Here is a 21,607-nt window from a genome sequence, read left to right as displayed (position 1 = left end):
GGGTTCGTTGTTTCCAACACTGGAAAAGCTACGTTGCATTCAAGGATCACACAACAAGATCTTTGCACTGCATCAACATAGAGGCAGGTCAGAGCCAGGTATTCGTTGCAGTGGTCGTGAGGGGTAATGCAACAAGGATCGCCCAAGCGTTGCAACAGATTGAGAGTGAACGCTAAGATGAAGGCCGCAAAGCAACACGAGGGAGACCGCGATGCCCGGAGGCAGACTCACCCAGCAGGACCGTCAGCAGATCGCGCTGGGGCTGGCGGACGGCCTCGCGTACGCGGAGATCGCCCGGCGTCTCGATCGCCCGACCTCGACGATCACGCGTGAGGTGATGCGCAACGGCGGCCCCACCGCCTACCGCGCCGAGCTGGCCCACCGCGCCACCGAACGCCGCACCCACCGGCGCCGGCAGGCCGCGCCCCGGGGGCCGGACGCGTCCCCGCAGCCCCACGGACGCGACGCCGAGGCCGTACGCGAGTACGAGGAGACGCTCACCACCGACTTCATGCACTCGGGCCTGCCCAAGATGATGGCCCGGGTGCTGGGCTGCCTCTACACCACCGACTCGGGCAGCCTCACCGCCGCCGAGCTCACCCGGCGCCTCCAGGTCAGCCCGGCCTCCATCTCCAAGGCGATCACGTCCCTGGAGAGCCTGGACCTCATCCGCCGCGAACGCGACGAACGCCGCCGCGAGCGCTACGCCGTCGACGACGACCTCTGGTACCAGTCGATGATCCGCAGTGCCCGCGACAACGCCCGGCTCGTCGAGACCGCGCGCAAGGGCGTCGGCGTCCTCGGCCCCGACAGCCCGGCCGCCGTACGCCTGGAGAACATCGCCCGCTTCCTCGACTTCGTCAGCGAGAGCCTCACCCGCGCCGCGGAACAGGCCCGCGAGGTCCTCCACACCAGACCGGAGACCCAGGAGCCATGACCCGCGGGCCTCAGAAACGCCGGGCGAACGGCTGCGGGGCGCGCATCCGGATCAGCAGCAGGAGCGGCACCAGCACGTAGGGCAGGTTGAACGCGAGGAACTTCGCCGGGTTGCCGGTGCGCATGGCCGGGTCGCCGAAGAACTCGACGCCGAACACCACGATCCCGGTCAGGGTGACGATCATCGTGGCGTACATCACCGCCGGCAGCTGGATCCAGTTCAGCCCTCTCACCAGGGCGAACACCAGCACCACGTAGAACGGCATGTACACGAACGCCGACAGCCCGGTGACGATCCGCATCCAGTCCGGTGGGTGCATGAACAGCGGGTCGGCGTCGTGGGCGTACCAGTAGTTGGAATCGACGAAGGGCGGCCACGGGCTCAGCGGCTCACAACGGTCTCCCGCTCGACCCGCGACAGCTTGTCGGGGTTGCGCACGACGTAGAGCCCGGTGATCAAGCCGTCGTCGATCCGTACCGCCACGACATCGTCGATCTCCCCGTCGATCCGTACGACCAGAGCCGGGCCGCCGTTGATCTGCACCGGCTCGGCCGACACCTCGCCGATGGTGATGGGCAGGCCGACGGTCAGCACGCGCGCCACCCGGTCGGCGCCCACGATGGGCCGCGGCACGGCCTGCCTGACTCCACCGCCGTCCCCCAGGAGGACCACGTCCGGCGCGAGCAGGTCGAGCAGGCCCTGCAGATCGCCCGTCTCGACCGCCCGCTTGAACGCCTGGAGCGCGCCTTGGGTCTCGGCGGCGGAGACCTCCCCGCGCGGCCGGCGGTCCGCGACGTGCTCCCGTGCCCGGTGCGCGATCTGGCGGACCGCGGCCGGGCTCTTGCCGACGGCCTCGGCGATCTCCTCGTACGGCACGTCGAACACCTCGCGCAGCACGAACACCGCCCGCTCGGTCGGCCTGAGCGTCTCCAGCACGAGCAGCATCGCCATCGAGACGCTGTCGGCCAGCTCGACGTCCTCGGCCACGTCCGGCGCGGTCAGCAGCGGCTCGGGCAGCCAGGGGCCGACGTAGGACTCCCTGCGCCGGCCGAGCGTACGCAGCCGGGTGAGCGCCTGCCGGGCGGTGATCCGGACGAGGTACGCGCGCCGGTCCCGTACCGTGCCGAGATCGACGTTCGCCCACCGCAGCCAGGTCTCCTGGAGGACGTCCTCGGCGTCGGCGGCCGAGCCGAGCATCTCGTACGCGACGGTGAACAGCAGGTTGCGATGGGTGACGAACACCTCGGTCGCCGCGTCCGCGGTCATGTCCGGCTCCTGTTCGCTCGGGGCGGTGCCGCACACAAGACGCCGGTCCCCGCCGCTCCGTGACATCCGCGGCCGGTGGCGCACGTCACAGTCGCGGCGCTGTCACAGACGCCGGCCGGCCGGCATCTGGTGTACGTCAGGACGCCACATACGGCTCCACGAGAGAGGACCACGTCATGGATCCCCGAATCGACCTGCTCGCCAACACCGTCGGCTCCAAGATCGCCAAGCGGATGTTCAACGTCCACCTGGCCATCGAGCAGTCGCCGCTGCCCGAGGCCATCCGGAGCCTGGTGATGCTGCGCGTCAGCCAGATCAACGGCTGCGGTCTCTGCCTCGACATCCACACCAAGGAGGCCGCGGCCGCCGGCGAGACACCGCTCCGGCTCGGCCTGGTCGCCGCCTGGCGCGAGACCACCGTGTTCACCGAGGCCGAGCGGGCCGCACTGGCGCTCGCCGAGGAGGGCACCCGGCTCGCCGACACCCACCACGGCGTGTCCGACGAGACGTGGGCGCAGGCGCGTAAGCACTACGACGACGACCAGATCGCCACGCTGGTCTCCCTGATCGCCATGATCAACGCGGCCAACCGGCTCAACGTGATCGTGCGCGCCCAGGGCGGCGCCTACGAGGCCGGCACCGCCGCCGCCATGGTGAGCTGACCGGCGGCACACTCCGGGCCCCTGGGAGGCCCTGCGTAACGTCCGGCACGATGCGAGAAACCGCCCGCACATTGCGAGAAGGAGGTCTCAGGTCGTCGCACCCCGGCGTCTGAGGACGCGGCCCAGGGCCGCCTCGACCTCCTCGGACAGGCCCGGGGTGCCGCCTGAGGCGACCAGCGTGTCGCCTCCCGGCTCGGCCGTGCGTACGTGGCCGCAGTCACGGCATTCGATCTCGCCGAGACGGCAGACGAGGCTCGCCGAACGGCAGGCCGCGCACTGGTCCAGGGCGGCCGCCCACTCGGTGGTCTCCTGGCAGTCGGGACAGACCAGGACCTGCCGCTCTTCGCGTACCCCGCGCTTCCATGGGCTCGCGCCGCGGATCGGGTCGGTCTGCCGGGCCCCGCAGCGATAGCAGGGCATGGCCCCCTCCGAGGTGTCCGTGGGCCGGGCCCGCCGAGGCGGGCCCGGCCACAGGAGACTATGAGATATCGGCGAGCGCCTTGCGGTACTCGTCGAGGTCACGGGCGTCCGGGATGGCGTTCTCGACCTTCCAGCGGACCACACCGCCCTTGTCGATGATGTAGGTGCCGCGCGTGGCGAGACCCGCATCCTCGTTGAAGATTCCGTACGCCTTGGCCACGTCGCCGTGCGGCCAGAAGTCGGACAGGAGAGGGAACTGGTAGTTCTCCTGCTCGGCCCAGGCCCGGTGGGCGAACACCGAGTCGACGGAGACGGCCAGAACCTGGACGTCGTCACCGCCGAGGGTCGGGAGTTCGTCGCGGATCGAGCACAGCTCACCCGTGCAGATGCCGCTGAACGCCAGCGGATAGAAGACCAGGACGACAGTCTTCTCGCCCTGGTAGTCCGAAAGTTTGACCGGCGTGCCGTGCTGGTCCTTCAGCTCGAAGTCCGGTGCGGCGTCGCCAACCTCAATCGCCATGTTCTGTAACCTCTCAACGGATTTTCGGACGCGGATGACAGTCTGCCATCCGGGGCCGACGAGGTCGTCGCGAGACGCTCCGCCGCGCGCGGTGGTCTCACGACATGACGATCCCCCCGTACGGGGTGGGTCAACGTCGCGCCTTGGGCGTCACCAGGCGTGTGCCGGACCATTCGCCCGCCGCGCTGATGCTGCTCGTCTGCGACAGGCCCGCCGTCTGCGCGGCCTCGCCGATGTCGCTCGGCTCCACGTGGCCGTCGCGCCCGGCCTTCGGCGTCAGCAGCCAGATGTGGCCACCCGCCGCCAGCGCGGTGAGCGCGTCGGACAGGGCGTCGAACAGATCACCGTCGTCGTCGCGCCACCACATCAGCACGACGTCGACCACGTCGTCGTAGTCCTCGTCGACCAGCTCGTTCTCCGAGACCGATTCGATGGAGCTGCGCAGCTCCTCGTCGCAGTCGTCGTCATAGCCGATCTCCTGCACCACCTGGCTCGGTTTGATGCCGAGCCGTTCGGCCAGGCTGCTCTGCGCCTGACCCGCGGTCGCGCTCACGAACGTCCTCCCTGTGTCGGGGCCGCATTGTCGGGCCACGATGATCTTTGCCGGTCACCCTTGGAGGTGCGGCTTGCCGGACAGTTCACACGCCGGACCACCTCGTGCGCAAGTGTCTTGCCCGCATGGGAGCAAACCCGTCCACCTGTGTCAACCGCCGTCGACGAAGCTCAGCCGTACTTTGCGCACGACATTGTCCACGTTGAGGTCCACCACGGCCACTGATTGCCACGTCCCCAGCGCCATGCTGCCCTCGATCACGGGGAGGGTGGCGTGCGGCGGAACGATGGCCGGCATGACATGTGACCTGCCATGTCCGGGCGACCCGTGGGAATGGGTCCACCGGTCGTCGCGGGGAAGCAGGGTGCGCATGGCGTCCAGGAGGTCGGTGTCGCTGCCGGCGCCGAGCTCGATCAGGGCGATGCCGGCGGTCGCGTGCGGGACGAAGACGTTCAGCAGGCCGTCCCGCGCCTCGATCCGCTCCAGGAACGCGTGGCACTCGCCCGTGATGTCGTGCACCGTCTCCCTGCTACCGGTGGCCACACGGATCACTTCAGTTCGCATGCGCCCTATCTCTACCGTCGGCCGCGCCCGGCGCATAGCCACCACGGCTCCTTCGTGCCGCCGCATATTCCGTTTCACCCCCTGACGGCGGGTATCCCCTGTGTACGGGCTCCGCACACGGCGCCACCCCGAGTACGGGGATCGATCACTGCGGTTACCCAACGGTAGAGATGCGTTAATGGTCACGACGTACGACGATGGTCTAGACAACGAACGATCCAGACCTGCACCTGGGTGAGTAAGAAGGGGAACCCGTGGCTTCCGGACGCCAGCGCTTTTCGATCATCAGCGACGGCCTCCCCAGTCAGCTTCCGGACATCGACCCCGATGAGACCCGGGAGTGGCTGGAGTCGCTCGACACCGTCATCAAGACGGAGGGCCGTTCACGCGCCCGCTATCTCATGCTGCGGCTGTTGGAGCGCGCGCGAGAGCAGCAGGTGGGCGTGCCCGGCCTGCGCAGCACCGACTACATCAACACGATCTCGCCTGAGCGCGAGCCCTGGTTCCCCGGCGACGAGTACGTCGAGCGCCGCATCCGCGCGTACATCCGGTGGAATGCCGCGATCATGGTCTCCCGGGCGAACCGCCCGGAGCTGTCGGTCGGCGGGCACATCGCTACGTACGCCTCGGCGGCCTCTCTGTACGAGGTGGGCTTCAACCACTTCTTCCGCGGCAAGGACCACGGCGAGTCCGGCGACCAGGTCTTCATCCAGGGTCACGCCGCGCCGGGCATCTACGCGCGCGCGTTCCTCGAAGGGCGCCTGCAGCAGGAGAGCCTGGACGGGTTCCGGCAGGAGATCTCCCACCCGGGCGGTGGCCTGTCCTCCTACCCGCACCCGCGGCTGATGCCGGACTTCTGGGAGTTTCCCACGGTGTCCATGGGCCTCACCGCGATCAACTCGATCTACCAGGCGCGGTTCAACCGCTACCTCTACAACCGCAAGATCAAGGACACCTCGCGCTCGCACGTGTGGGCGTTCCTCGGCGACGGCGAGATGGCCGAGCCCGAGTCCCTCGGCGCGATCGGCGTCGCGGCCCGCGAAGAGCTCGACAACCTGACCTTCGTCATCAACTGCAACCTCCAGCAGCTCGACGGCCCCGTACGCGGCAACGGCAAGATCATCCAGGAGCTGGAGTCGTACTTCCGCGGCGCCGGTTGGAACGTCATCAAGGTCATCTGGGGCCGCGACTGGGACCCGCTGCTCGCCCAGGACGTCGACGGCGTTCTCGTCAACAAGATGAACACCACGCCCGACGGCCAGTTCCAGACGTACTCCGTCGAGACCGGGGAGTACATCCGGGAGAACTTCTTCGGCGACGACCCGCGGCTGCGCAAGATGGTCGAGCACATGACGGGCGACGACATCAGCAAGCTGTCGCGCGGCGGGCACGACTACCGCAAGGTGTACGCGGCGTTCAAGTCCGCCCGCGAGCACGTCGGCCAGCCGACCGTCATCCTCACGCACACCATCAAGGGCTGGACGCTCGGGCCGGACTTCGAGGCCCGCAACGCCACGCACCAGATGAAGAAGCTGACCAAGGCCGAGCTCAAGGAGTTCCGCGACCGGCTCTACCTCGAGATCCCCGACTCGGCGCTGGAGGCGGACCTCCCGCCGTACTACCACCCGGGCGAGGACTCCGACGAGATCCAGTACATGCGCGAGCGGCGCATGGCGCTCGGCGGCTACCTGCCGAAGCGGCACAACCGGGCCAAGGCCCTCAAGCTGCCCGGCGAGCCGGTGTACGCCGAGCTCAAGAAGGGCTCGGGCAAGCAGAACGTCGCCACGACGATGGCGTTCGTACGGCTGCTCAAGGACCTGATCAAGGACAAGGAGATCGGCGCCCGGTTCGTACCGATCGCGCCGGACGAGTACCGCACGTTCGGCATGGACTCGCTGTTCCCGTCCGCGAAGATCTACTCTCCGCACGGCCAGACGTACGAGGCGGTCGACCGCAAGCTGCTGCTGTCGTACAAGGAGTCCGAGCAGGGCCAGATGCTGCACGAGGGAATCAGCGAGGCCGGCGCGATGGGCTCGGCGATCGCGGCGGGCACGGCGTACGCCACGCACGGCGAGCACATGATCCCGGTGTACATCTTCTACTCGATGTTCGGCTTCCAGCGGACCGGCGACAGCATCTGGGCGTTCGGCGACCAGATGGGCCGCGGCTTCCTCCTGGGCGCCACGGCCGGCCGTACGACGCTGACGGGCGAGGGCCTGCAGCACAACGACGGCCACTCGCCGCTGCTGGCCGCGACCAACCCGGCGTGCGTGTACTACGACCCGGCGTGGGCGTTCGAGCTGACGTACATCATTCAGGACGCGCTCCGGCGGATGTATGAGACCAGCGAGGAGCACCCGCAGGGCGAGAACATCTTCTACTACCTCACGTTGTACAACGAGCCCTACCAGCAGCCGGCGCAGCCTGAGAACCTCAACGTGGAGGGCCTGCTCAAGGGCCTCTACCGCTACGCGGAGGCGCCAGAGGTCGAGGGCGAGGCGCCGGGCGCCCAGATCCTCGCCTCGGGCGTCGGGGTCCGCTGGGCGCTGGAGGCGCAGCGGATGCTGGCCGAGGAGTGGGGGGTGGCCGCCGACGTGTGGTCGGCCACGTCCTGGACCGAACTCCGCCGCGAGGCCATCGCCTGCGAGGAGTGGAACCTCCTGCACCCGGAGGGCGACCAGCGAGTGCCGTACGTCACCCAGACGCTGGACGGCCAGCCGGGCCCGGTCGTGGCGGTGAGCGACTTCATGCGCGCCGTCCCGGACCAGATCTCCCAGTGGGTCCCGGCGGACTACTCGTCGCTGGGCACGGACGGCTACGGCTTCAGCGACACCCGCGCGGCGGCCCGCCGGTTCTTCCACGTGGACGCGGCCTCGATCACCCTGGCGGTGCTCACGAGGCTGGCCCGCGTCGGCGAGATCAAGCCGGAGGTGCTGCAGCGCGCCATCGAGCAGTACCAGCTGGGCGAGGGCGCAGAGGTCGTCGTCGGCGCGGACAAGACCCCGCCGGAGAGCTCCACGGGGACGATGTCGGTCGGCTGACCTTCCGGCTTCGGCAGAACGAGCGAGGGCGCCCTACGGGGCGCCTTCGTCCGTTTCCGGGCAACACGCGTGTCAGCGGACGAACACGACGGCGACATTCACGCATCGGCCGATGCTGTGCGGTGAGCTCCGCCAGGACAGGCCATCGGATGCTTGCCTGGCAGGCCGGCTGGTGGCTTCCTCAAGCCATTGCCTGAAAAGCGAGTCCAGGTCATTCATATCGTCATAGCCCCATGAGCGCATCGCGGCTTCGGCTTCGGCGAGCCGACGCCTGCCGACTCCAGCAGCTCTTCCCATTTCCGGGCGTCCACCCGCAATGCCTTCAGCATCAAGATACCGCTGGCCGTTTCGGCACTTTCGTCGAAAGGCGAGTCATGGGCACCTCGTACGATCTCATCGGGAAAGAGACCGTCGACAGCGACATTTCGGCGGAGCTCCTCCTCCGCCGGCGTTCCCAATGATCGATATCGACGCCAGTCATCCGTGTATTCCAGCCCGTACTTACCGCCGTGCTGGGCGTCCCACAGGGCAGCGCCTCGCATGATCTCATGGACCGTATGGTTTCCGACCGAGACCATAGCGCCGATCAAGCCGGCCCGCACCAACTCCCAATCGACCGGGAAGCGGCGCTCCCTAGAAAGATCAAGCACGTTCTGCAGAATCAAATGTGTCGTACCGGATGTTCCGGTGGAGATCAATGCGTGCGCATTCTGACCTTCTTGATGCAATGGGGAGCTCAGCGGAAATGACGTGTGCAGCTCACCGCGGACCCATCGGAGTTTTCCATTTTTGACCGAATGGGATCGCTCGCGGTCGCTGAGCGGTGGCCTGACGTCCGACGGGAGTTGCCGCGTCCGGTGATTCCCTTGTTCCGACGCTCCCGGGCCCGTGGGACCCGTCGAAGCCCAGCTTCAGTGCGGCCTCGCGTCCACCTATCTTGAGCGTCAGTCTCCACGCGTGTCGTGTGATCTTTTGGATCTCTGCCACCACGGCGGCATGCTCGACAAGGTATCGGCCAAGCCTGTATTCGAAATCTTCGGTGTCCGATGGGACCAGCACCGAGCCGTTGGACCCCGTGAACGACCCGTCGGGAGACAGCGCCCCCGCGAGGACCTGCACACACGCCACCCCATGCCCGGCCAGGCGCGGCACGGCCGTGCTGTGCCGTGACGTGCGCCACCCGACCGCCGCCTGAACACTGTCCTTGATCGACACGGCCCCACCCCTCCCACGGGCCATAAAAAACCCGACCTCGTACACCGAAGATTGGTACGCAGCCAAACACGGATGTTACGGCCAGTCGGACCCTCGACGAGTGGGGCTGGGCGGGCCAGGCCCGGTTCGTGGGTGGACGCGTCGGTCCGGTGCGTCCACCCACCCGGTGGTCAGGCCTTCTGCGGTGGGGTGAAGATGCCGAAGTGGTTGCCCGTCGCGTCCTGGAGCTGGGCGAAGACGAGGCCGTCCGGGCTCGTGGTCGCAGGGACCAAGACCTTGGCGCCCAGCGCCTCGGCCTTCGACAGCGTCGCCGCCACGTCCTCCACCGTCACGTAGAAGATCGCATAACTCGGGAAAGCACCCTGAGAGTCGAAGACACCACCCGACACGTGGTCCGAACCCGGCGTCGTGATCTCGCTGTACTGCCCGGCGCCGGTGAACGTCCAGCCGAAGAGCTCCCCGTAGAACTTCTTCACGTCCTCCGGCCGGTCCGTCCCGACCTCGAACCACTCCACCGCGTTGTACCGCTGCGCGCTCACTATGCCTCCTGAAGAATCCACCAAGGTCACCAACGACGCCCACTCTCCCGTCCCGGCGCGACAGCCCTATGTCGGTGTTTCGAAACGATCAGCCGAGTTCGAGCGCATGCGCGACCAGATCGGGGATTCTCGGGGCCATGTCGTGGAAGTCGCGCGACGGGGCGGTCTCCTCCAGCAGGGCGGCCCGCCGGATGCGGTCGACGCGGAACAGCCGCGGGCCCTCGCGCAGGCGGCACCAGCCGATCAGGTACCAGTCGCGTACGCCCGACACGAACGCCACCGGCTCGACGTCGCGGTCGGTCTCCGCGCCGTTGCGGTCGACGTACGCCAGGCGGATCACCTGACGTGTGGCCACCGCCTCCTCCACCACCGCCGGGACCGAGGCACGGTCGTCCGGGGACTCCGGCACGAGGAACTGGATCCGCTCGGCCAGCCTGCGCGCCTCGGCGCCGTCGGCGGCGGACATCGCGGCGACGATCTTCAGCAGGGCCGTACGCGCGGAGCGGGCGAAGGGGGCCTCGCCGGTCCGGCTCAGGGCGATGCCGACGGCCACCGCCTCGGACGGGGTGAAGTTCATCGGGGGCAGCGTGCGGGTCTTGTCCAGGGCGTAGCCGCCGCCACGGCCCGTGTCGGCGTAGATCGGCACGCCGGCCTGCTGGAGCGCGTTCACGTCACGCTCGATGGTGCGCACGCTGACCTCGAAGCGTTCGGCCAGGGCGCGGGCGCTACGGCGGCCCGGGGCGGTCGCGCGGAGTTCCTCGACGATTGCGTAGAGCCGGTCGGTACGGTTCACGCCCACGGACGTTAGGCCGCGACACCGACATTCCGCCCCCCGGTTCGCTATCTCTTCGGGAAGGGGTCTCCGTTGCCGTACCGGCCGTACCGTGCCATGACCCGGTCACGCAGGCCCGAGTCGTCGCGCGGGACGGGTTCGAGGAAGATCTCGTACACCTCGAGGTACTTCTCGTGCAACTCGCCGTCGAGGCGCGCGCAGGCGCGCTCGACGTCGGCGGCGCCCAGTCCGTCGTCGAAGTCCAGCCGGGCGCACACGAGGATCTGGTCGGTGCCGACGTTCATCGTCATGAGGTCGACCACCTCCTCCACCTCGGGCGCGGCGGCCAGCATGTCGCGAATGCCATCGAGCACCGCCGGCCGGGCCTGGCGGCCGATGAGGAGCTCCCGGTTCGTACGGCCCAGCAGGAACGCCACCAGCGTCAGCATGAGGCCGATCATCAGCGACGCGATGCCGTCGCCGACCGCGGAGCCGGTGAGCTGGTGCGTGGCGAGGCCGCCGGCCGCGAACGCGATGCCGAGCAGCGCCGCCGAGTCCTCGAACAGCACCGACTTGGCGGTCGGGTCGTCGGTCGTCCGCAGGAACTCCAGGAAGCCCTGGCCGCGCTCACGCGAGTGCCGCCGGGTCTCACGGAACGCCTGCCGCCACGAGATGGTCTCCAGGACGGCCGAGACGGCGAGCACGACGTAGCCGATGAGCGGGCTGGCCTCCTCGGCCCCCTTGCCGAGGAGTGCGCCGAAGCCCTGCAGGAACGCGAAGAGCGCGCCCATGCCGAAGATGCAGACCGCGACGAGCAGGGACCAGAAGTAGCGTTCGTTCCCGTGCCCGAACGGGTGCCGCTGGTCGGCGGGGCGCTCGCTGCGCCGCAGCGCGGTGAGCAGGAGCACCTCGTTGATCGTGTCGACGTAGGAGTGTCCGGCCTCGGCGGCCATGGACGCCGAGCCGGTGATGATCGCGGCGACCGTCTTGGCGAGGGCGATGCCCAGATTGGCGGCAAGCGCCAGCAGAACGGTCAGCCGGCCTTTCTGTTCCTTTTCCTTCGCCACGCGCCTTAGCGTGTCATGCCGCAGCTGAAACACCCAATACGGCCTCAGCCGCGGTCGCGAGCTGGATGAGCCGTTCGATCTCGGTCCGGTGGAACGGCGGGGCCGCCACACGAGCCAGGAGCAGCAGCTGGGCGTCGTTGCCGACCGGCACGCAGGCGTACCGGACCCCGTCCTCGCCGGTGAAGGCGCGTCCGGCGGACGCGGTCAGCGACGGCGGGGTCAGCGGGTCGGGCGCCTGCCAGCTCGCGTGGATCACCGTGCCCCGGGCGCTCAGCATCGCCGCCCAGTCCGCGCCGAAGATCTTGGGCACCGCCTCGACCAGTGCGACGACCCCATTCGGCGGGTTGGCCGCCATCTGGCCCACGACCTCGACGTCGGCGAAGACGCCGGGGGCCTCGTTCGTACGCCAGACACCGTCGACCACGACACCGCGCACGGAGCACAGGGCGTCGCACAGGACGTCGAGCGACACGCCGTCCGGCCAGTTGACCGTGACGTCGTCGACCGCGCGCCCGGCGGTGCGTTCGAGGACCACCACCTGGACGATGTCGGCACCGGCGGCACCGAGCGTACGGGCGACCGTTCCGAGCGATCCGGGCCGGTCCGGTAGCTTGATTCGGATGCGCAAAAGCGTCATCGCGCTCACCTCCCTGCCGGACAGGGTGCCGCACAGGTATTTCCGAGATGTTGCTTATGTGTATCCGCGGCGCTACCGTCCGGAAAGTCCGGGTTCACCTGCGGTGACGACCTGCCCACGCGAGCAGGTCCCCGGCCTCCATGGTGTTCACGACGTCGTCCGGGCCGACGCCGCAGCGGGCGGCGCGCTCGCAGCCGAACGGCTGCCAGTCGAGCTGCCCCGGGGCGTGCGCGTCGGAGTCGATCGAGAACCGGCAGCCCGCCTCCAGGGCGCGCCGCACGAGCCGCTTGGGCGGGTCGAGACGGTCCGGCCGGGAGTTGATCTCCACGGCGACCTCGTGTTGCGCGCAGGCGGCGAAGACCCGCTCCGCGTCGAACTCCGATTCCGGCCGCGTGCCGCCGCGCCGTCCTCCGGCCTTCACGATCCGGCCCGTGCAGTGGCCGAGGACGTTGACCCGGGGGTTCTCGACGGCGCGCAGCATCCGGCCGGTCATGTCGGCGGACGGCATGCGCAGCTTGGAGTGCACGCTCGCCACGACGACGTCGAGCTCGGCCAGCAGGCCGGGGTCCTGGTCGAGCGAGCCGTCCTCCAGGATGTCGACCTCGATGCCGGTGAGGATGCGGAACGGCGCGAGCGCCTGGTTGAAGCCGGCCACCAGCTCGAGCTGCGAGCGGAGCCGCTCGGCCGACAGGCCGCCTGCGACCTTGAGGCGGGGCGAGTGGTCGGTCAGCGCGATGTAGTCGTGGCCCAGGCCGATCGCGGTCGCCGCCATCTCCTCGATCGGCGCACCCCCGTCCGACCAGTCCGAATGGGTGTGCAGGTCGCCGCGGAGCGCCTCGCGCAGCGTCTCGGCCGCCTCGTCGAGCGGCTGCCCCTCCGTGGCCTCCAGCCGCCGGAGGTAGACCGGGGTCTCGCCGTCGAGCGCCTCCTTGATCGCCAGCGCGGTGACCTTGCCGACGCCGGGCAGCGCCTCCAGCGTGCCGTCGCGCGCCCGCCCGGCGAGCTCGGCCGCCGGGGTCGTGGCCGCCGTGTCCGCCGCGCGGCGGAAGGCGCGTACGCGATAGGTCGCCTCGCCCGCCCGCTCCAGCAGGAACGCGATGCGCTTGAGTGCCTCGACCGGCTCCATGCCTCCTTTTCTACACGTCCCCGCCGACACCCCCTACCGAGGTAGCACCTCAGGGATCACTCCTGCGGCGTATGCCCTCATTAGCGGCAAAGCCCTAGGCTCGGGCCCGTGACCGGCGACTTCGGCGACCCGCGGCCCGCGCGGCGCGGCCGTATCCGGGCGCGCCTGCGCGTCGGCCCGGTCGACCTGGTCGTCGCGCTCGACGTGCTCATCACCTTCATCGTGTTCGCCGCCGACAACGCGTGGCTGCGGTCGCAGAAGCACACGCTGAACGGCCGGCGCGACGACTTCCTGCTCCTCCTGGTCGCGTTCATCACGGCGCTGCCGCTGCTCCTGCGCGACCGGCGGCCGCTCGCCGCCTGGCTGTGCTCGGCGTCCGCCATCACGGTGGGCGCGTTGATCGTCGTACCTCGCCACGACATCTCGACCCCGTACGTCCCCGGCTCGGTCGTGGTCTACGTGCTGTGCCTGTACGCGGTCGCCGTCCGCGGCGGGAACCGCGTCACGGTCACCGCCGCCGCCGTGACGGTCTTCGGCGCCGCCAGCCTCGACGCCACGTCCATGGCGATCTCGCTGCCGGCGATGATCCCGATCGTGCTGGGCCATCTCGTCCGCACGCGCCGCTCCACCCGGCAGGCCCTCGCCGAGCAGGAGGAACGGCACGAGGCCGAGACCGCCGTGCTGGAGGAGCGCCAGCGGATCGCCCGCGAGCTGCACGACGTCGTCGCCCACCACATGTCGGTCATCGCGATCCAGGCCGAGGCCGCGCCGTACAAGGTGCCCGATCCCCCGCCTGAGCTGGCGGAGAGCTTCGCCGAGATCCGCGTCAGCGCCCTGGAGGGGCTGACCGAGCTCCGCCGGGTCCTCGGTGTGCTCCGCACCGGCGACGAGCCCCAGACCGCGCCGCAGCCCGGGATCGAACGCCTCGAGGAGGTGCTCACCTCGGCGCGGGCCGGTGGCCTGACCATCGAGGTCTCCTCGACCGGCGAACCGTCGACGCTGCCCCAGGGCGTGGCGCTGTCGGCGCACCGCATCCTGCAGGAGGCGCTGAGCAACGCCATGAAGCACGCGCCCGGCGCGACGGTGGCCGTCGGCATCACCTATCGCACGGACGAGCTCCGGCTGCGGGTGGTCAACGGGCCCGGCACGGAACCACGGCCGGTGGCCGAGAGCGGCGGCGGTCACGGTCTCGTCGGCATGCGGGAACGTGTGATCATGCTCGGTGGCAGCCTCTCCGCCGGCCCCGAACCCGGCGGCGGCTTCGCCGTCACCGCCGTCCTCCCGTTCCAGAAGGCCGTCACATGATCCGCGTGCTCATCGCCGACGACCAGGGCATGGTCCGCTCCGGCTTCTCCATCCTCCTGAACGCCCAGCCCGACATCCAGGTCGTCGGCGAGGCCGTCAACGGCGAGGAGGCGGTCACCCGTGCGGCCGAGCTGCGCCCGGACGTCGTGCTGATGGACGTCCGGATGCCGGTGATGGACGGCCTGGCGGCCACGCGGCTCATCACCGCCGGCGAGGATCCGGCGAGGGTACTGGTCCTCACGACGTTCGACCTCGACGACCATGTCTACGAGGCGCTGCGGAGCGGTGCCAGCGGGTTCCTGCTGAAGGACGCCTCCGCGCGCGAGCTGTCCGACGCCGTACGCGTGGTGGCGGCGGGCGACGCGCTGCTCTCACCGGGCGTGACCCGCCGGCTGATCGCCGAGTTCGCCCGCATGGGCGCCCCGCGCGGCCCGGACGGTCGGCGCGCCGAGGGCCTCACCGAGCGCGAGACCGAGGTGCTCGGCCTGGTGGCGCGCGGCATGTCCAACGGCGAGATCGCCGCCGAGCTCGTCGTCGCCGACCAGACGGTCAAGACGCACGTCGGGCGCATCCTCATGAAGCTGGGGCTGCGCGACCGTACGCAGGCGGTCGTCTTCGCGTACGAGACCGGCCTGATCCGCCCCGGCGGGTAGCCCCGCAGGGGTACGCGCCGATGCGCTCTCGCGGGTGACGCGGACGACGGCCTCTCATTCGTAACTTCCTGTCCTGCCGACCGGCTGAACAGCCCGGTCAGGAAGGACAGCGCGATGAGAGCCGGCCGTACAGCCCTTGCGGTGCTCACCTGCACCACCGTCGCCGTCTGCACCGCGGGGGCGGCGGAGGCGGCACCGCGGCCGATCCCGCCGCGGCCCCTGCCGGGCCTCACCCGGCAGGCCCTCGCGGCCCGGTACGCGGCCGACCGCGCGGCGATCGGGGTCGCCGCGAGCGCCACCGGGGACGCCCGCGCGTCGGAGCGGCTGCGCGCCCTCGCCGCGCCCGGCCGTACGTTCCTCGACTTCGACCCGCGGGGACGCGCGGTCGAGGTGATCGGTGACCTGGCCACCGCGCGGCGCGTCGCCGTGGTCGTGCCCGGCGCGGACACGACGCTGAGCACCTTCGACTCCCGTGGCACCGCCTCACCGGGCGGCGGGGCGCGCGCCCTGTACGCCGAGGCCCGCCGCCTCTCGCCCGGCGCGCACCTGGCCGTCCTCGCCTGGCTCGGGTACGACACCCCGGACATGGTGAGCCTGGACCTGCTGACCGCCGGGCGCGCCGACCAGGGCGCCCGCGCGCTGCGGCCGCTGGTCTCGTGGCTGGGCACGGGCGGCGCCGGCGTCGCGCTGCTGTGCCACAGCTACGGCACCGTGGTGTGCGGGCGGGCGGCGCGGAAGGGCGGGCTCAGCGGTGCCGTGAGCGACATCGCGGTGTTCGGCAGCCCGGGCCTGACCGTCTCCTCGGCGGCGGGCCTGCGCACCGGCGCCCGGCTGTGGGCGGGCCGGGGAGCGGGCGACTGGATCCGGTACGTGCCCGGCATCCGCGTCCTGGGCGTCGGCGTCGGCTTCGGCGCCGACCCGGCCGCGCCCGGATTCGGCGCCCGTCCGTTCACCGCCGGGTCCGGCGGGCACGGCGACTACCTGTCCCCCGGCGGTGTCTCACTGCGCAACCTCGCTTTGATCGCCCTCGGGCGTACCGTCCAGGTAACCCCCTGACCTGCCTCTTCCCGCCCCAGCGGGGGTCGCGTACGCCGGTGTCCGCCCTGTCCGATGCCCTGTTCGGCCGGTCAGATGGGAGGGTGGACGGTGTGAAGAACGACCGCGACATCCGCGAACAGACCACCGAGCGACTCGAGCAGGCCATGGGATCCCTCGGGACCGCCGCCACGGCCAGCATGGAGGAACGCCTCCCGTGGTTCCGCGCGATGTCCGCCGAATACCGATCGTGGGTCGGCCTGGTGGCACAGGCCGGCATCGCCGGATTCGTGGAGTGGTTCAAGCATGAGGAAAAGATCCGGCCGGCCATAGCGGGCGAGGTCTTCGGCACCGCGCCCCGCGAACTGATGCGCGCCGTACGCCTGCAGCAGACCGTTGAAATAGTGCGAGTGGTCATCGACGTGGTCGAGGCGCAGGTCAACGAGCTCGCCGTCTCTGGCGGGGAGACCCAGCTGCGCGAGGCGATCCTCCGCTACACCCGGGAGGTCGCGTTCGGCGCCGCGCAGGTGTACGCGCGGGCGGCCGAGACCCGCGGGGCCTGGGACGCGCGGCTCGAGGCGCTGATCGTGGACGCGCTGCTGCGCGGCGAGGTCGACGAGTCGCTGCACTCGTGGGCCGCCGCGCTCGGCTGGGCCTCGACCTCGGTGGCGGTCATGGCGGGGCACACCCCCGACGACGAGCCCGAGGCGATCATCGACGACATCCGCATCGCCTCCCGCCGCGCGCGGGTCGACGTGCTCGCGGGCGTCCAGGGCAGCCGGCTCATCATCATCGTCGGCGGCGTCGAGGAGGACCCGCTCGCCGCCGCGAAGCCGTTCACGGCCAAGTTCGGATCCGGCCCGGTCGTCGTCGGCCCGCGCGTCGAGGACCTGTACGCCGCGACGGGCTCGGCCCGCGCGGCGCTCGCCGGGCTGCAGGCCGTGGCCGGGTGGCCGGACGCGCCCCGGCCGGTGCTCGCGGGCGCCCTGCTCGCCGAGCGCGCCCTCGACGGCGATCAAGACGCACGGGGGTTTCTTGTAGAGGAGGTCTACGAACCGCTGCGCGCGGCCGGTGCTCCGCTGCTCGACACCCTCACCACGTATCTGGAGCAGGGCTCGTCGCTGGAGGCCACCGCGCGACTGCTGTTCGTCCACCCCAACACCGTGCGCTACCGGCTAAGACGGGTCACCGAGCTCACCGGTTACGTCCCCGCCGACGGCCGCGCGGCGTTCACCTTGCGCATCGCGCTCGTCCTCGGCCGATTCGGGTCACGTCCCGTCAACTTGTAGGACTCTCACAAGCCACGCCGCCCCAAGTTCGTACCTCCCCGCATGAACATGGCGGACCCCTACAGGGCACTGTTGGATGCGTGCTCGTCATCGCCGCGCCCGGACAGGGCGCCCAGACACCCGGATTCCTCGAAGCCTGGCTCGAGCTCCCGGGAGTGGCCGAACGCCTCGAATGGTGGTCGGCCGTCACCGGGCTCGACCTGATCCGCTACGGGACGACCGCCGACGCGGACGAGATTCGCGACACCGCCGTCGCGCAGCCGCTGCTGGTCAGCGCCGCCCTCGTCACGTACGAGCTGCTGGGCGTCACCCCCGACCTGACGACCGGGCACAGTGTGGGCGAACTCGCCGCCGCGGCGATCGCCGGTGTCCTCTCCCCCGAGGCGGCGCTCGTCCTCGCGCGTGAGCGCGGCAAGGCGATGGCCAAGGCCGCCTCCGTCACCGAGACCGGTATGACGGCGGTGCTCGGCGGCGACGCCGACGAGGTACAGGCCGTCCTCAAGGAACACGGCCTGACGCCGGCCAACATGAACGGGGCCGGCCAGGTGGTGGCCGCGGGCACGATGGAACAGCTCGCGGCGCTGGCCGACAGGCCGCCCGCGGGCGCGCGGCTGCGCAGCCTGAAGGTGGCCGGAGCGTTCCACACCGAGCACATGGCCCCCGCGGTCGACACGCTCCTGCGGATCACGCCGGGCATGCCCGTCGCCGACCCGGGTATACAGGTGCTGTCCAACCGCGACGGCGCCGTCGTGGAGCGTGGTGGGGACTTCGTCGCCCGTCTCGCAGAGCAGGTCAGCACCCCGGTGCGCTGGGACTCCTGCATGGAGACGATGACGGATCTCGGCGTCACGGCGATCATCGAGCTTCCGCCGGCCGGCACGCTGGCCGGTATCGCCCGGCGCGCGCTGCCCGGCGTCGAGGTGGTCGCGCTCAAGACACCGGACAAACTCGACAGCGCGCGTGCGCTCGCCGGGTCCGACGCAAGTCCCAGTGATGACTCTTTGGAGAACGCGTGACGTCCTTCCAGCTCCGTACCGGCGCGCCCGGCGCGCGCATCCTCGCGTTCGGTCACTACCAGCCGTCCAACGTCGTCACCAATGACGACCTCGCCAAGACAGTCGAGACCAACGACGAGTGGATCCAGAGTCGCGTCGGCATCAAGCAGCGCCGGATCGCCGGTCCGGACGAGTCGGTCGTCGACATGGCCGTGCAGGCGGGCGGCAAGGCCCTCGCCAACAGCGGGCTGTCGCCCGCCGACATCGACCTGGTCGTCGTCGCCACCTGCACGCAGGAGGCGACGATCCCGAACGCCTCCGCGCAGGTCGCCCACCGGCTCGGCATCGTCTCGCCCGGCGCGTACGACGTGAACGCCGCCTGCGCGGGCTTCTGCTACGCACTGAACAACGCCTCCGACGCGATCCGCGGCGGCTCGGCGCGCAACGTGCTCGTCATCGGCGCGGAGAAGCTGTCGCAGTGGGTGGACTGGACGGACCGTTCCACCTGCATCATCTTCGCCGACGGCGCGGGCGCCGCGGTCCTCGGCCCCTCCGAGGAGACCTCGGTCGGGCCGGTAGTGTGGGGAAGCGCCGGCGACATGGCCGAGCGGATCTACATCAAGGACCGCAACAGCTTCCTCTTCCAGGAGGGCCAGAGCGTCTTCCGCTGGACCACCACCAACCTCCACACGGTGGCCAAGGAGGCCTGCGAACTCGCCGGCGTCAAGCCGTCGGAGCTGACGGCCTTCGTCCCGCACCAGGCCAACCTACGGATCATCGAGGCGATCGCCCGCAAGCTCAAGGCGGAGAACGCGGTCGTCGCGGACGACATCGTCGAGGCCGGCAACACCTCGGCGGCCTCCATCCCGCTCGCCCTTTCCCGCATGATCGAGCGGGGTGACGTGCCGTCCGGCACGCCGGCCCTGCTCATCGGGTTCGGCGCAGGTATGACGTACGCGGCCCAGGTGGTCGAGATCCCGTAGCCCCCGGCTCCGGACTCGCCCTCCCGGGGTACACGTACGGCCAACGCAGTACAGCATCACCCAACAACAGAGGAGAAAAAGCACCATGGCATCGTCCGACCAGGAGATTCTCAGCGGCCTCGGCGACATCATCGAGGAGATCGCGGGTGTCCCCGCTGCCGACGTCACCCCCGAGAAGTCCTTCGTCGACGACCTCGACATCGACTCGCTGTCGATGGTCGAGATCGCCGTCGCCGCCCAGGACAAGTTCGGCGTCGAGATCCCCGACGACGAGCTCAAGAACCTCAAGACGGTCAAGGACGTCGTCGTCTACGTGCAGGGCCACGACGTATCAGTCTGAAACCGACGCATACCGCAGCCAGCAAAGGAGAGCGTGACCACATGAGTACCTCCGTCGTCGTAACCGGACTCGGCGCGACCACGCCACTCGGCGGCGACGTGGCGTCGACCTGGTCCGCTCTGCTCGCGGGCCGCTCCGGCGTCAAGTCTCTCGACGTTGACTGGGCCAAGGACCTGCCGGTGAGAATCGCCGCGACGATCGCGGTGGAGCCTTCGGAGGTCCTGCCCAGGCATCGGCTGCGTCGTCTCGACCGGTGCCAGCAGTTCGCGCTCATCGCCGCGCACGAGGCTTGGCGCGACGCGGGTTTCGCGTACGGCGAGGAGGAGTCCGCCGAGGGCTTCCGCGTCGACTCCGACCGGCTCGGGGCCGTCATCTCGACCGGTATCGGGGGCATCATCACGACCCTCGAGAACTACGACACGCTGCGGGAGCGCGGCTGGAAGCGCGTCTCGCCGTTCGCCGTGCCGATGCTGATGCCCAACGCGGCCGCAGGCCAGGTCAGCATCGAGTTCGGCGCGCGCGCCGGCGCGCACGCGCTGGCGAGCGCCTGCGCCTCCAGCGCCGAGGCCATCGGCTACGCCATCGACATGATCCGCGCCGGCCGTGCCGACGTCGTCATCGCCGGTGGCACGGAGGCGGCGATCCACGCGCTCAACCTGGCCGCCTTCGCGTCGATGCGCGCCATGTCGACGCGCAACGACGAGCCGGAGCGGGCCTCGCGGCCGTACGACAAGAACCGCGACGGGTTCGTGCTCGGCGAGGGTTCGGGGATCGTCATCCTCGAGTCCGAGGAGCACGCGCGGGCCCGTGGCGCGCGGATCTACGGTGTCGCTGCCGGTGTGGGCTACTCCGCCGACGCCAACGACATCGTGCAGAACGACGCGGCCGGCATGGCCAAGGCGATGGGCCGCGCGCTCACCGACGCCGACCTCCAGCCGTCGGACATCGTCCACATCAACGCCCACGGCACGTCCACCCCGATCGGCGACGTCGGCGAGATCAAGGCGATCAAGAAGGCCCTCGGCGACGCCGCGGGCCAGGTCGTCGTGACCAGCACCAAGTCGATGACCGGTCACCTGCTCGGCGGCACGGGCGCGGTCGAGTCCATCGCCACCCTGCTCGCACTCCGGGACGGCCTCGTACCTCCGACCATCAACCTCGACGATCTCGACGACGAAGTCGACCTCGACATCGCTCAAGGGGAGCCGCGCAAGCTCGCCGGCGGCCCGGCCGCCGCTCTGAACAACTCGTTCGGCTTCGGTGGCCACAACGTCTGCGTCGCCTTTAGGAGGCATGAGTCGTGACCGTTGTCGACAGTCGCACCGCCACCGAACCCGCCCCTGAGGAAGAGGTCGTACCACCCGATCCCCGGGACCCCCGGGTCCGCCTCGAAGCGCTCTTCGACGAGGGGTCGCTGCGTCCTTTGACCGAGGAGGACGACAGTGGTGCCCTGGCGGGTGTGGGCCGGATCGAGGGGATGCCGGTGGTGGCGTTCGCCAGTGATCCGCGTTTTCAGGGTGGGGCGATGGGTTCGGCGGGGTGTGAGCACATCGTTCACGCTTATGACCACGCGGTGCGTGAGCGGTTGGCGATCATCGGTTTGTGGCATTCGGGCGGGGCGCGTCTGGCCGAGGGTGTGGAGTCGCTGCACGGTGTGGGGCGGATCTTCAAGGCGATGACGCACGCCT

General features: G+C 70.0%; 24 protein-coding genes. 12 read left to right on the top strand and 12 right to left on the bottom strand.

Annotation, left to right across the window (positions count from 1 at the left end; genetic code table 11):
• The first annotated feature begins 211 nt into the window (after nucleotides 1-211).
• On the top strand, nucleotides 212-937 hold the full coding sequence (locus tag QWU11_RS20425) for a helix-turn-helix domain-containing protein (protein ID WP_290115611.1): 726 nt from the start codon (nucleotides 212-214) through the stop codon (nucleotides 935-937).
• Between the two features lie 10 nt (nucleotides 938-947).
• Here QWU11_RS20425 and QWU11_RS20420 read toward each other — a convergent pair whose 3' ends face one another.
• Nucleotides 948-1,322, bottom strand: coding sequence for an emopamil-binding family protein (locus QWU11_RS20420; RefSeq protein ID WP_290115935.1), 375 nt, complete (start codon nucleotides 1,320-1,322; stop codon nucleotides 948-950).
• Nucleotides 1,319-2,203, bottom strand: a complete 885-nt coding sequence (locus tag QWU11_RS20415; protein ID WP_290115610.1) for an RNA polymerase sigma-70 factor — start codon at nucleotides 2,201-2,203, stop codon at nucleotides 1,319-1,321. Before QWU11_RS20415 ends, QWU11_RS20420 begins: the two co-directional genes overlap by 4 nt.
• 176 nt (nucleotides 2,204-2,379) lie before the next feature.
• On the opposite strand from QWU11_RS20415, the gene QWU11_RS20410 reads away from it, so the two are divergent.
• Nucleotides 2,380-2,865, top strand: coding sequence for a carboxymuconolactone decarboxylase family protein (locus QWU11_RS20410; RefSeq protein ID WP_290115609.1), 486 nt, complete (start codon nucleotides 2,380-2,382; stop codon nucleotides 2,863-2,865).
• Nucleotides 2,866-2,952: 87 nt separating this feature from the next.
• On the opposite strand, the gene QWU11_RS20405 is transcribed toward QWU11_RS20410, so the two are convergent.
• The 4 genes from QWU11_RS20405 to QWU11_RS20390 form a co-directional block, all read right to left on the bottom strand.
• Nucleotides 2,953-3,285: a hypothetical protein gene (locus QWU11_RS20405; protein ID WP_290115608.1), complete on the bottom strand. Its 333-nt coding sequence runs from the start codon at nucleotides 3,283-3,285 to the stop codon at nucleotides 2,953-2,955.
• Nucleotides 3,286-3,343: 58 nt separating this feature from the next.
• Nucleotides 3,344-3,805: a peroxiredoxin gene (locus QWU11_RS20400; RefSeq protein WP_290115607.1), complete on the bottom strand. Its 462-nt coding sequence runs from the start codon at nucleotides 3,803-3,805 to the stop codon at nucleotides 3,344-3,346.
• A 130-nt stretch (nucleotides 3,806-3,935) separates the two neighbouring features.
• The gene (locus tag QWU11_RS20395) at nucleotides 3,936-4,358 is read right to left on the bottom strand and encodes a DUF3052 domain-containing protein (RefSeq protein ID WP_290115606.1); all 423 of its coding nucleotides are present in this window, start codon (nucleotides 4,356-4,358) and stop codon (nucleotides 3,936-3,938) included.
• Between the two features lie 150 nt (nucleotides 4,359-4,508).
• Entirely contained in the window at nucleotides 4,509-4,922 is a 414-nt protein-coding gene (locus QWU11_RS20390) for a secondary thiamine-phosphate synthase enzyme YjbQ (RefSeq protein WP_290115605.1), read from the bottom strand.
• Between the two features lie 254 nt (nucleotides 4,923-5,176).
• On the opposite strand from QWU11_RS20390, the gene aceE reads away from it, so the two are divergent.
• On the top strand, nucleotides 5,177-7,963 hold the full coding sequence (aceE, locus tag QWU11_RS20385) for a pyruvate dehydrogenase (acetyl-transferring), homodimeric type (RefSeq protein ID WP_354670871.1): 2,787 nt from the start codon (nucleotides 5,177-5,179) through the stop codon (nucleotides 7,961-7,963).
• 215 nt (nucleotides 7,964-8,178) lie between these two features.
• Here aceE and QWU11_RS20380 read toward each other — a convergent pair whose 3' ends face one another.
• The 6 genes from QWU11_RS20380 to QWU11_RS20355 all read right to left on the bottom strand — a co-directional run bounded on the left by QWU11_RS20380 (nucleotide 8,179) and on the right by QWU11_RS20355 (nucleotide 13,319).
• Nucleotides 8,179-8,661: a hypothetical protein gene (locus tag QWU11_RS20380; protein ID WP_290115604.1), complete on the bottom strand. Its 483-nt coding sequence runs from the start codon at nucleotides 8,659-8,661 to the stop codon at nucleotides 8,179-8,181.
• Nucleotides 8,662-9,348: 687 nt separating this feature from the next.
• Entirely contained in the window at nucleotides 9,349-9,717 is a 369-nt protein-coding gene (locus QWU11_RS20375; RefSeq protein WP_290115603.1) for a VOC family protein, read from the bottom strand.
• 88 nt (nucleotides 9,718-9,805) lie between these two features.
• On the bottom strand, nucleotides 9,806-10,510 hold the full coding sequence (locus tag QWU11_RS20370; RefSeq protein ID WP_290115601.1) for a YafY family protein: 705 nt from the start codon (nucleotides 10,508-10,510) through the stop codon (nucleotides 9,806-9,808).
• Nucleotides 10,511-10,557: 47 nt separating this feature from the next.
• Nucleotides 10,558-11,556 carry a cation diffusion facilitator family transporter gene (locus tag QWU11_RS20365; RefSeq protein WP_290115600.1) on the bottom strand — a complete coding sequence of 333 codons (999 nt, stop codon included), beginning with the start codon at nucleotides 11,554-11,556 and terminating at the stop codon, nucleotides 10,558-10,560.
• A 13-nt stretch (nucleotides 11,557-11,569) separates the two neighbouring features.
• Entirely contained in the window at nucleotides 11,570-12,193 is a 624-nt protein-coding gene (locus tag QWU11_RS20360) for an amino acid-binding protein (RefSeq protein WP_290115599.1), read from the bottom strand.
• A gap of 94 nt (nucleotides 12,194-12,287) precedes the next feature.
• Nucleotides 12,288-13,319 carry a PHP domain-containing protein gene (locus QWU11_RS20355; RefSeq protein ID WP_290115598.1) on the bottom strand — a complete coding sequence of 344 codons (1,032 nt, stop codon included), beginning with the start codon at nucleotides 13,317-13,319 and terminating at the stop codon, nucleotides 12,288-12,290.
• A gap of 108 nt (nucleotides 13,320-13,427) precedes the next feature.
• Between QWU11_RS20355 and QWU11_RS20350 the strand changes: the two genes are divergently transcribed.
• From QWU11_RS20350 to QWU11_RS20310, 9 genes are all read left to right on the top strand, one after another.
• Nucleotides 13,428-14,624, top strand: a complete 1,197-nt coding sequence (locus QWU11_RS20350; RefSeq protein WP_290115597.1) for a sensor histidine kinase — start codon at nucleotides 13,428-13,430, stop codon at nucleotides 14,622-14,624.
• Complete coding sequence (locus QWU11_RS20345; protein ID WP_290115592.1) at nucleotides 14,621-15,277, top strand: response regulator transcription factor; 657 nt, start codon at nucleotides 14,621-14,623, stop codon at nucleotides 15,275-15,277. Before QWU11_RS20350 ends, QWU11_RS20345 begins: the two co-directional genes overlap by 4 nt.
• 114 nt (nucleotides 15,278-15,391) lie before the next feature.
• Nucleotides 15,392-16,333: an alpha/beta hydrolase gene (locus QWU11_RS20340; RefSeq protein WP_290115588.1), complete on the top strand. Its 942-nt coding sequence runs from the start codon at nucleotides 15,392-15,394 to the stop codon at nucleotides 16,331-16,333.
• 146 nt (nucleotides 16,334-16,479) lie between these two features.
• Nucleotides 16,480-17,601: a PucR family transcriptional regulator gene (locus QWU11_RS20335; protein WP_290115933.1), complete on the top strand. Its 1,122-nt coding sequence runs from the start codon at nucleotides 16,480-16,482 to the stop codon at nucleotides 17,599-17,601.
• Nucleotides 17,602-17,681: 80 nt separating this feature from the next.
• A complete protein-coding gene (locus QWU11_RS20330; RefSeq protein WP_290115587.1) occupies nucleotides 17,682-18,617 on the top strand; it encodes an ACP S-malonyltransferase in 936 nt (311 codons plus the stop codon).
• Nucleotides 18,614-19,579 (top strand): beta-ketoacyl-ACP synthase III, encoded by a 966-nt coding sequence (locus QWU11_RS20325; RefSeq protein WP_290115586.1) that lies wholly within the window; start codon nucleotides 18,614-18,616, stop codon nucleotides 19,577-19,579. Before QWU11_RS20330 ends, QWU11_RS20325 begins: the two co-directional genes overlap by 4 nt.
• Before the next feature lie 85 nt (nucleotides 19,580-19,664).
• Nucleotides 19,665-19,919, top strand: a complete 255-nt coding sequence (locus QWU11_RS20320; RefSeq protein ID WP_290115585.1) for an acyl carrier protein — start codon at nucleotides 19,665-19,667, stop codon at nucleotides 19,917-19,919.
• 41 nt (nucleotides 19,920-19,960) lie between these two features.
• Nucleotides 19,961-21,223, top strand: a complete 1,263-nt coding sequence (gene fabF, locus QWU11_RS20315; RefSeq protein ID WP_290115584.1) for a beta-ketoacyl-ACP synthase II — start codon at nucleotides 19,961-19,963, stop codon at nucleotides 21,221-21,223.
• Nucleotides 21,220-21,607: carboxyl transferase domain-containing protein (locus tag QWU11_RS20310; RefSeq protein WP_290115583.1), on the top strand; the 388-nt coding region annotated here is incomplete at its 3' end. The genes fabF and QWU11_RS20310, both read left to right, overlap by 4 nt.

The organism is Actinomadura sp. DC4 (genome assembly GCF_030406325.1).
In the GTDB taxonomy this organism is placed as follows: domain Bacteria; phylum Actinomycetota; class Actinomycetes; order Streptosporangiales; family Streptosporangiaceae; genus Actinoallomurus.
This window is presented reverse-complemented; position numbering and strand designations above follow the sequence as displayed.